The organism is Pseudomonas sp. FW305-E2 (genome assembly GCF_058782925.1).
Window position 1 is genome coordinate 95,821 of sequence record NZ_JBYSYE010000016.1, and the last position, 10,242, is coordinate 106,062.

The window sequence follows — 10,242 nt, forward strand, 5'->3', positions numbered from 1 at the left end:
GCCTACCGCCGGGCCGTCTGCCCAGCCTTTATAAAGTGCGTATAATCCGCCGCCATGACCCGAACCCGAAATTCCCGCACCCCTCAGAAACGCCCGACCGGCCGCTCCCGCGCCTGGCTGGGCTGGGCTTTGAAGCTCAGCCTGGTTGGCCTGGTGATCGTCGCCGGCTTCGCGGTTTACCTCGATGCCGTCGTCCAGGAAAAGTTCTCCGGCAAGCGCTGGACCATCCCGGCCAAAGTGTATGCCCGACCGCTGGAGCTGTTCACCGGCCAGAAGTTGAGCAAGAACGACTTCCTCACCGAGCTCGATGCGCTCGGCTACCGTCGCGAAAACGCGGCCAACGGCCCGGGCGCTGCGTCCGTCAGCGGCAATACCGTCGACCTCAATACCCGTGGCTTCCAGTTCTACGAGGGCATGGAGCCGGCGCAGTTCGTCCGTGTACGCTTCTCTGGCGATTACGTTGCGGGCCTTTCCGGTGCCAACGGCAAGGCGCTTGACGTGGTGCGGCTGGAGCCGCTGATGATCGGCGGCATCTATCCGAAAAATCTCGAAGACCGCATCCTGATCAAGATCGATCAGGTACCCAAATATCTGCTCGAAACCTTGGTGGCCACGGAAGACCGCGAGTTCTACAGTCACTTCGGCGTGTCGCCAAAGTCCATCGTCCGGGCCATGTGGGTCAACACGTCGTCCGGCTCGATGCGCCAGGGTGGCAGTACCCTGACCCAGCAGTTGGTGAAGAACTTCTACCTCAGCAGCGAGCGCAGCCTCAGCCGCAAGCTGACCGAGGCGATGATGGCGGTCCTGCTCGAACTGCACTACGACAAGCGCGAAATCCTTGAGGCTTACCTCAACGAGGTGTTCGTCGGCCAGGACGGTCAACGCGCGGTGCACGGCTTTGGTCTGGCGAGTCAGTTCTTCTTCAGCCAGCCGCTGTCCGAGCTGAAACTGCATCAGATCGCCCTGCTGGTGGGCATGGTCAAAGGCCCGTCCTACTACAACCCGCGGCGTCACCCCGAGCGTGCCTTGGCTCGCCGCAACCTGGTGCTCGACCTGGTGGCCGAGCAGGGCGTGGCCAGCCAGGCAGAAGTCGATGCGGCGAAGAAAATGCCGCTGGGCGTGACCAAGCGTGGCAGCCTGGCCGACAGCTCGTTCCCTGCCTTCCTCGACCTGGTCAAGCGACAGTTGCGCCAGGATTACCGCGACGAAGACTTGACCGAAGAAGGCCTGCGCATCTTTACCAGCTTCGACCCTATCCTGCAGATGAAGGCCGAAACCTCGATGAGCGAGACCTTCAAGCGCCTGGCGGGCCGCAAGGGGGCAGACGATGTCGAGGCGGCAATGGTCGTGACCAACCCTGAAACCGGTGAAGTACAAGCGCTGATCGGTAGCCGCCAGGCAGGTTTTGCCGGCTTCAACCGGGCCATCGATGCTGTACGGCCGATCGGCTCCCTGGTCAAACCGTCGGTATACCTGACTGCGCTGGAGCAGCCGAGCAAGTACACCCTGACCAGTTGGGTGCAGGACGAGCCATTTTCGGTCAAAGGGGCTGACGGCCAGGTCTGGCGCCCGCAAAACTATGACCGCCGCCCGCATGGCACGATCTACCTGTACCAGGGGCTGGCCAACTCTTACAACCTGTCGACCGCCAAGCTCGGCCTGGAAGTGGGTGTGCCGAACGTGATCAAGACCATTGGTCGCTTGGGCGTGAATGTCGACTGGCCAGCGTTCCCGGCCATGTTGCTGGGGGCGGGTGGCATGTCGCCGATGCAGGTCGCAACCATGTACCAGACCATCGCCAACGGCGGCTTCAACACGCCGATGCGCGGTATCCGCAGCGTGCTCACCGCCGAGGGCGAGCCGCTCAAGCGCTACCCGTTCCAGATCCAGCAAACCTTCGACCCGGGTGCCATTTACCTGGTGCAGAACGCCATGCAGCGTGTAATGCGCGAAGGTACAGGGCGTTCGGTGTACAACACCTTGCCACGCTCGCTGACCCTGGCGGGCAAGACCGGTACCAGTAACGACTCGCGTGACAGCTGGTTCTCCGGCTTCAGTCAGGATCTGCTGGCCGTGGTGTGGATGGGCCGTGACGATAACGGCAAGACACCGTTTACCGGCGCCACCGGCGCCTTGCAGGTGTGGACCAGCTTCATGAAGAAGGCCGACCCGCTGCCGCTGGATATGCCGCAACCTGACAACGTGGTGCAGGCCTGGATCGACCCCTACAGTGGCCATGGGTCTGATGCCAGCTGTCCGGGAGCGGTGCAGATGCCGTATATTCGCGGGAGTGAGCCGCCGGCCGGCGCAACCTGTGGCGGCGAGCAGGACCCAGTCGAATCGGTCATGGACTGGGTCAAGGGCTGGATGAATTAAGCACAGGCTGCATTGATGAGGTGTGACGTGAACAAGTGGCTGTTTCCTGCCGTGACGGCGTTGGCTGTGCTCCAGGGGTGCTCCAGCGTCCCGCGTGGCAATATTCCGGTGGTCGACTCGAGCACCCGCGTGTCCAACAGCGAACGCGTGACGGCCAACCGCTCGGCGGGTGGCTATAACACCGGCACCGCCCAGGCGCAGACGCTGCCGGAGGATTCCGGTGTCACCGTGATGATCCCGCAGGGCGCAGGCGCATCGGGCATCCAGACATTCCCGGCGGGCAATGGCGCTGCGCCGATCAGTACCTCGCCGATCACCCCGGGGCCGATCAGTACAGGACCTGTCAGTTCGGCGCCGATGACCACCAATCCAAACCCGATTGCCGATGAACCCTTCGACATTGCCGCGATGAACAGCACCCCGCAAAGTGCCAGTGCGCCAACCGGTATTCCGCGCAGCACCGCCACCGGTGGCCTGTCGGCCGACGAGCAGCTGGACGGTCCTGTGCTGGCACTGCTGACCACTGCGAAGACGCAGCAGGGCAGTGGCGACTTCAACGGTGCCGCCTCGAGCCTGGAGCGTGCCCAGCGCATTGCTCCGCGTGAGCCGCAGGTGCTGTATCGCCTGGCCCAGGTGCGCCTCTCGCAAGGTGATGCGGCGCAGGCCGAGCAGTTGGCGCGCCGCGCCCTGACCTACGCCAACGGCCGCCCAAGCCTGCAGGCAGAGCTTTGGAACACGATCGCCCAGGCCCGTGAAAAGCAGGGTGACAGCGCCGGCGCTGCGCTGGCCCGGCAAAAGGCGCGGGTCAATTCGTGATGATCGAGCAACGCGTGCTGGATATTGCCGACCACCTGCTCTTGATCGAGCGTGAGCTGCAGGTGCAAGGCTGGTGGGATGACGAGCCGCCAAGCGACGAGGCACTGGCCAGTACGGTGCCGTTCGCCGTGGATACCCTCAGTTTTGAGCAGTGGCTGCAATGGATCTTCCTGCCACGCATGAAGATCATCATCGAGCTGGGCCACCCGCTGCCCAACGCATCGAGCATCCTTGTCATGGCCGAAACCGTGTTTACCGACCGGCCGGAGCAAAGTCGTGAGCTACGCCGCCTGTTGGCAGCTTTTGACCAATTGATCGCTCCTTCCGCCTGATTTCTTCAGTTTTTCCGTCAAGGGCCGCAGATTGTGGCCCTTTTTTTTGGAAATCTTCTTAATTCTGCTGCTGAAGCGATTTTTAGTGGTGGCAGGAATTCATCTTGGGGAAAAATTGGCAATAATTTTTCTTGACTTGTTGGCGCCGAATCACAAGAATCCAACTTCCGCTGTAGAGGGACTGCCAGAAGCAGACCCGCTAAGCAGATCATGAGGTGCACACCCGCGCCGACCTGTTACACCCCGCAACGCGTTACCTCGCGCTGGGTGGGAAACCCCCGCAACACTCTGGGGATTTCCCAATACTTGCTCAGTCAGTGCTGACGTTCGCTCATGCTCTGCTTGGCAGTAAACCTATTAAGACCCGTCCAGTGAGGGCGGTATTCTGGCGTTTTAGAGGTGAACAACGTGGAGCTTTTATCTGGCGCTGAGATGGTCGTCCGCTTTTTGCGTGACGAAGGCGTTAAGCACATCTACGGGTACCCTGGTGGTGCTCTCCTGCATGTTTACGACGCTTTGTTCAAAGAACCGGAAGTGGAACACATCCTGGTTCGTCACGAGCAGGCGGCCACCCATATGGCGGACGGCTACGCTCGCGCCACCGGCAAGGCCGGTGTGGTGCTGGTAACCTCCGGTCCTGGCGCGACCAATGCCATTACCGGTATTGCCACCGCCTACATGGACTCGATTCCGATGGTCATCCTGTCCGGCCAGGTGCCTAGCACCATGGTGGGCACCGATGCCTTCCAGGAAACTGACATGATCGGTATCTCGCGGCCGATCGTGAAGCACAGCTTCATGATCAAGAATCCGACCGAGATCCCTGAAGTTCTGAAAAAAGCTTTCTACCTGGCGCAATCCGGTCGTCCAGGTCCAGTCGTGGTCGACATTCCAAAAGATATGACCAACCCGGCTGAGAAGTTCGAATACGTCTACCCGAAAAAGGTCAAGCTGCGCTCCTACAGCCCGGCGGTCCGCGGTCACTCCGGCCAGATCCGCAAGGCTGCCGAGATGCTTCTGGCGGCCAAGCGCCCGGTCGTCTACTCCGGTGGCGGTGTGATCCTCGGCGGTGGCTCCGAAGCCCTGACTGAAATTGCCAAGTCGCTGAACCTGCCGGTCACCAATACCCTGATGGGGTTGGGTGGCTTCCCGGGGACCGACCGCCAGTTCCTCGGCATGCTTGGCATGCATGGCAGCTACACCGCCAACATGGCCATGCACAATGCCGACGTCATTTTTGCCGTCGGTGCGCGTTTCGACGACCGCGTTGTAAACGGTCCGGCCAAGTTCTGCCCGAACGCCAAGATCATCCACATCGACATCGACCCGGCGTCGATCTCGAAGATGATCAAGGCCGACGTGCCAATCGTCGGCCCGGTCGACAGCGTGCTCAGCGAAATGCTCGGCATCCTCAAGGAAATCGGCGAGCAGCCTGACAAGGCTTCGCTGGATGCCTGGTGGAAGCAGATTGACGAATGGCGTGGCAATGGCGAGTTGTTCCCTTACGACAAGGGCGATGGCAACGTCATCAAACCGCAAAAAGTCATCGAGACACTGTGTGAAGTGACCAATGGCGATGCCTTCGTCACTTCCGACGTGGGCCAGCATCAGATGTTTGCCGCGCAGTACTACCGCTTCAACAAGCCAAACCGCTGGATCAACTCCGGTGGCCTGGGCACCATGGGCTTCGGCTTCCCGGCGGCGATGGGCGTCAAGCTCAACTTCCCGGATCAGGACGTGGCCTGTGTGACCGGCGAAGGCAGCATCCAGATGAACATCCAGGAGCTGTCCACCTGCATGCAATACGGCCTGCCGGTGAAGATCGTCAACCTGAACAACGGTGTGCTGGGCATGGTCCGCCAGTGGCAGGACATGGCCTACAACGGTCGTCACTCGCACTCGTACGTCGAGTCGCTGCCTGACTTCATCAAGCTGGCCGAGGCCTATGGCCATGTGGGTATCCGCATCACCAGCCTGAAGGACCTCAAGCCGAAGCTGGAAGAAGCGTTTGCGATGAAGGACCGTCTGGTGTTCATCGACATCGCGGTTGACCGCAGTGAGCACGTCTATCCGATGCAGATCAAGGATGGCTCGATGCGTGACATGTGGCTGAGCAAGACGGAGCGTACCTGATATGCGGCACATCATTTCCCTGCTGCTGGAAAACGAACCAGGTGCGTTGTCCCGCGTGGTCGGCCTGTTCTCCCAGCGCAACTACAACATTGAAAGCCTGACTGTAGCGCCAACCGAAGACCCGACCCTGTCGCGTCTGACGCTGACCACCGTTGGCCATGACGAAGTGATCGAACAGATCACCAAGAACCTGAACAAGCTGGTCGAAGTGGTCAAGCTTGTCGACCTGTCGGAAAGCGCTCACATCGAGCGTGAACTGATGCTGGTCAAGGTCAAGGCCACCGGTGCCCAGCGTGCCGAGATCAAGCGCACCACGGATATCTTCCGTGGCCAGATCGTCGACGTGACCGCCAGCGTGTACACCGTGCAGCTGAGCGGTACCAGCGACAAACTGGACAGCTTCATCCAGGCGATCGGCACTGCATCGATTCTGGAAACCGTGCGCAGCGGCGTTACCGGCATTGCCCGTGGCGACAAAGTGCTCAGCATCTAAATCCAAAAAATTAGCGATGGCTCCGCAGGGGCCGAGATATAACCAGGGGTATTTTCATGAAAGTTTTCTACGATAAAGACTGCGACCTTTCCATCATCCAGGGTAAGAAAGTCGCCATCATCGGTTACGGCTCCCAAGGCCACGCTCAGGCGTGCAACCTGAAAGACTCCGGTGTAGACGTTACCGTCGGTCTGCGTAAAGGTTCGGCTACCGTTGCCAAGGCTGAAGCCCACGGCCTGAAAGTTGCCGATGTTGCTACCGCTGTCGCTGCGGCTGACCTGGTCATGATCCTGACCCCGGACGAGTTCCAGGGTGCTCTGTACAAGAACGAAATCGAGCCGAACATCAAGAAGGGCGCTACCCTGGCCTTCTCTCACGGTTTCTCGATCCACTACAACCAGGTTGTTCCGCGTGCCGACCTCGACGTGATCATGATCGCGCCGAAAGCCCCGGGCCACACCGTTCGCTCCGAGTTCGTCAAAGGCGGCGGCATCCCTGACCTGATCGCTATCTACCAGGACGCTTCCGGCAACGCCAAGAACGTCGCACTGTCCTACGCTTCGGGCGTGGGTGGTGGCCGTACCGGTATCATCGAAACCACCTTCAAGGACGAAACTGAAACCGACCTGTTCGGTGAGCAGGCTGTTCTGTGTGGCGGTACCGTCGAGCTGGTCAAAGCCGGTTTCGAAACCCTGGTCGAAGCTGGCTACGCGCCGGAAATGGCCTACTTCGAGTGCCTGCACGAACTGAAACTGATCGTAGACCTCATGTACGAAGGCGGCATCGCCAACATGAACTACTCGATCTCCAACAACGCCGAATACGGTGAGTACGTCACTGGCCCGGAAGTCATCAACGAAGAATCCCGCAAGGCCATGCGCAATGCCCTGAAGCGCATCCAGGACGGCGAGTACGCGAAGATGTTCATCTCCGAAGGTGCTACCAACTACCCATCGATGACCGCCAAGCGCCGCAACAACGCCGCTCACGGCATCGAAATCATCGGCGAGCAGCTGCGCTCGATGATGCCGTGGATCTCGGCTAACAAAATCGTCGACAAGACCAAGAACTAAGTCTTATCGAAAGATGAAAAACGCGGCTTCGGCCGCGTTTTTTCGTTCTGGCATCCAGCTTCTGGTATAAAGCAGACCAGTGGCTCGCTGTCAGAACCTGTTTCGCGGGCCCGTGTCGAACATTTTCCATCCTGTTGCAAGGTACCCTCCATGAGCGAACGTCCCGAAGAGCCGAACAAGCCCTCCGACGCCGAAAGCCTGCTACCTGTCGATGAGCACGTTGAAGAAGGGCATGACGCCGAAGGCCGCAAGGTGCGCCACCGCGGCATCTACCTGCTGCCCAACCTGTTTACCACCGCCAACCTGTTTGCCGGTTTCTATTCCATCATCAGCTCGATGAGCGCACAGAGCGCCCTGAGTGCCGGCGACCCGCGCGAGGCGAGCAAGTACTTCGCTTTTGCCGCTATCGCCATCTTCGTGGCCATGGTGCTCGATGGCCTGGACGGCCGCGTTGCGCGCATGACCAATACCCAGAGTGCCTTCGGTGCCGAGTATGACTCGCTGTCGGATATGGTCGCCTTTGGTGTGGCCCCGGCTTTGCTGGCCTTCGGTTGGGCGCTGGGTGACATGGGCAAGGTCGGCTGGATGGTTGCCTTCATCTATGTGGCCGGTGCCGCGTTGCGCCTGGCGCGCTTCAATACCCAGGTCGGTACCGCCGACAAGCGCTACTTCATCGGCCTGGCCAGCCCGGCTGCCGCAGGTGTGGTGGCGGGCACCGTATGGGCGTTCAGCGACTACGGCATCCAGGGCTCCAAGCTGTCGTTCCTGGTCGCGCTGCTGGTGGCTGCTGCTGGCATGCTGATGGTCAGCAACATCAAGTACAACAGTTTCAAGGAGCTGGACCTCAAGGGGCGCGTCCCGTTCGTGGCGATCCTGGCTGTGGTGCTGGTGTTTGCCGTCGTGTTCAGCGACCCGCCGCGTATCCTGCTGTTGATCTTCCTCGCCTATGCAGCATCGGGGCCGATCCAGTTCCTGCTGAAGGCACGCCGTCGCAAAGCGTGAGAATCACTTAACGCTGGAATAACCTCACGGCTCCATAGTCTTACTGGTACATCCGTTACTCAGTGCTATGGAGCCGTTCATGCTTATCAAGCTTCCCAGGTCTTCCGAGTGCAAGGCGTCGGAGATCACCCCCGAAGGCATTTACCTTTCCCGTCGTACCCTGCTGGGTGGCTCATTGGCTGGCTTGGCGCTAGGCGCATTGCCGGGCGGGGTGGGCGCGGCGCAAGGGTCGCGTTATGCCGATGTGCAGGCTGGAGCCGCGCCGGCCTGGTTCACTGACAAGCTCGCGGCCACGCGCTGGCAAGCGGTGACGGTGAAGGACGAGGCGATTACGCCGTTCAAGGATGCCACTCACTACAACAACTTCTACGAGTTCGGGCCCGACAAGGGCGACCCGGCGGCCAATGGCGACAGCCTGAAGACCGAACCGTGGTCCATTGTGGTGGATGGTGAAGTGGGCAAGCCCGGACGCTATGCACTGGAGGACTTCGTCAAACCCTATCAGCTTGAGGAGCGGATCTATCGGCTGCGCTGCGTAGAGGCGTGGTCGATGGTCATTCCGTGGCTGGGGTTCCCTTTGGCTCAGGTGCTCAAGCAGGTCGAGCCGACTTCCAGTGCGCGTTATGTGCGTTTCGAAACGCTGAAGGATCCGCAGCATATGCCGGGGCAACGTTCTGGCTTCGCCTTGATCGACTGGCCTTATAGAGAAGGGTTGCGCCTGGATGAGGCGATGCACCCGCTGGCAATTCTCGCAGTGGGTATGTACGGCCGGGAACTGCCCAACCAAAACGGTGCGCCGTTGCGTTTGGTGGTGCCTTGGAAGTATGGCTTCAAGAGCATCAAGTCGATTGTGCGCATCAGCCTGGTCGCGGAGCAGCCCGGCACTACCTGGGAAGGGCTGGCGCCGGATGAATATGGTTTCTATGCCAATGTGAACCCGACAGTCGACCACCCGCGCTGGAGCCAGGCGCGCGAACGTCGTTTGCCCAGCGGGTTGTTCAGCCCCAACGTGCGGGAGACACAGATGTTCAATGGCTATGCCGATGAAGTGGCGTCGCTGTATACCGGGCTCGATCTGCGGAAGAACTACTGATGCGTTACCCCTGGTTTCGCTTGGCCATCTTTGTCGTAGGCTGCCTGTTCCCGGTGTGGTGGCTATATGAAGCGGCGATGAACCTGCTGGGGCCTGATCCCGGGAAGATCATGATGGATCGTCTTGGGCTTGGGGCGCTTACCTTCCTGTTGGTGACCTTGAGCATGACGCCACTGCAGAAGCTGACGGGCTGGTCTGGCTGGATCGTGGTTCGCCGGCAGCTGGGGTTATGGGTGTTCGCCTATATAGTGCTGCATATTCTGGCCTACCTGTTTTTTATTCTAGGGCTGGATTGGGGGCAGTTGGCGGTGGAGTTGCGCAAGCGCCCCTACATTATTGTGGGGGCGCTGGGGTTCCTGGGGTTGCTGGCGCTGGCGGTCACCTCGAACCGGTACAGCCAACGGCGGCTGGGCGCGCGGTGGAGGAAGCTGCACAGGTTGGTGTACGCGGTGCTTGGGTTGGGCTTGCTGCATTTCCTGTGGATCGTGCGTTCCGACCTTCGGGAATGGGCGATCTATGCGTTTATTGGGGCTGTGTTGATGGTATTGCGGATACCTGCTGTTGCGCGGGCTCTTCCCAGGGTTGCCAGGAAGCAGGGTAGGGCGGTTTGAGAGAGGGATGGGGGCTGCCAAGGGCCTGTCTTGAGATAGCAATGGCTGTGGGAGGGTGCCCGCCTTTGTTTCTCTGGCGCCTGCGAGATCGGGCGCCGCGCGCGTCCGGCTTGAGACATTCACCGCCTATGAGACCGAGCGCCGCGCGGGCGGCGCTCGGTCTCACAGGCGCTGAAACTGTCGTGGCGAACACTTGGCAGCCCCGATACGGTCTTTTCCCCTTATATTTCACTTTCTTGAAATTAAAGGTTGACGCCCTCTCGAATCCCCTTATAATGCGCCCCACTTCCAGCGACATCGGAACGAAAAACTC

General features: G+C 60.2%; 9 protein-coding genes. All 9 read left to right on the plus strand.

Translation table 11 applies throughout. The annotated features are described in order from the left end of the window. Window positions 1-54: 54 nt before the first annotated feature. The 9 genes from mrcB (at window position 55) to msrQ (ending at window position 9,929) form a co-directional block, all read left to right on the plus strand. Window positions 55-2,376: a penicillin-binding protein 1B gene (gene mrcB, locus AC3WLP_RS14590; protein ID WP_012053729.1), complete on the plus strand. Its 2,322-nt coding sequence runs from the start codon at window positions 55-57 to the stop codon at window positions 2,374-2,376. Between the two features lie 15 nt (window positions 2,377-2,391). Further along, window positions 2,392-3,192, plus strand: coding sequence for a tetratricopeptide repeat protein (locus AC3WLP_RS14595; protein WP_012053728.1), 801 nt, complete (start codon window positions 2,392-2,394; stop codon window positions 3,190-3,192). Beyond that, window positions 3,192-3,524, plus strand: a complete 333-nt coding sequence (locus tag AC3WLP_RS14600) for a YqcC family protein (RefSeq protein WP_003250034.1) — start codon at window positions 3,192-3,194, stop codon at window positions 3,522-3,524. The genes AC3WLP_RS14595 and AC3WLP_RS14600 overlap by 1 nt, the downstream gene beginning before the upstream one ends. A gap of 408 nt (window positions 3,525-3,932) precedes the next feature. After that, window positions 3,933-5,657 (plus strand): acetolactate synthase 3 large subunit, encoded by a 1,725-nt coding sequence (locus tag AC3WLP_RS14605; protein ID WP_003250036.1) that lies wholly within the window; start codon window positions 3,933-3,935, stop codon window positions 5,655-5,657. A 1-nt stretch (window position 5,658) separates the two neighbouring features. Further along, complete coding sequence (gene ilvN, locus AC3WLP_RS14610; protein WP_003250040.1) at window positions 5,659-6,150, plus strand: acetolactate synthase small subunit; 492 nt, start codon at window positions 5,659-5,661, stop codon at window positions 6,148-6,150. Between the two features lie 56 nt (window positions 6,151-6,206). Then, window positions 6,207-7,223, plus strand: coding sequence for a ketol-acid reductoisomerase (gene ilvC, locus AC3WLP_RS14615; RefSeq protein WP_003250043.1), 1,017 nt, complete (start codon window positions 6,207-6,209; stop codon window positions 7,221-7,223). A 150-nt stretch (window positions 7,224-7,373) separates the two neighbouring features. Beyond that, window positions 7,374-8,225 carry a CDP-diacylglycerol--serine O-phosphatidyltransferase gene (gene pssA / locus AC3WLP_RS14620; protein WP_003250045.1) on the plus strand — a complete coding sequence of 284 codons (852 nt, stop codon included), beginning with the start codon at window positions 7,374-7,376 and terminating at the stop codon, window positions 8,223-8,225. Window positions 8,226-8,304: 79 nt separating this feature from the next. Continuing rightward, on the plus strand, window positions 8,305-9,318 hold the full coding sequence (gene msrP / locus AC3WLP_RS14625) for a protein-methionine-sulfoxide reductase catalytic subunit MsrP (protein ID WP_017147957.1): 1,014 nt from the start codon (window positions 8,305-8,307) through the stop codon (window positions 9,316-9,318). Further along, entirely contained in the window at window positions 9,318-9,929 is a 612-nt protein-coding gene (gene msrQ, locus AC3WLP_RS14630; protein WP_012053726.1) for a protein-methionine-sulfoxide reductase heme-binding subunit MsrQ, read from the plus strand. Before msrP ends, msrQ begins: the two co-directional genes overlap by 1 nt. Window positions 9,930-10,242 lie beyond the last annotated feature (313 nt).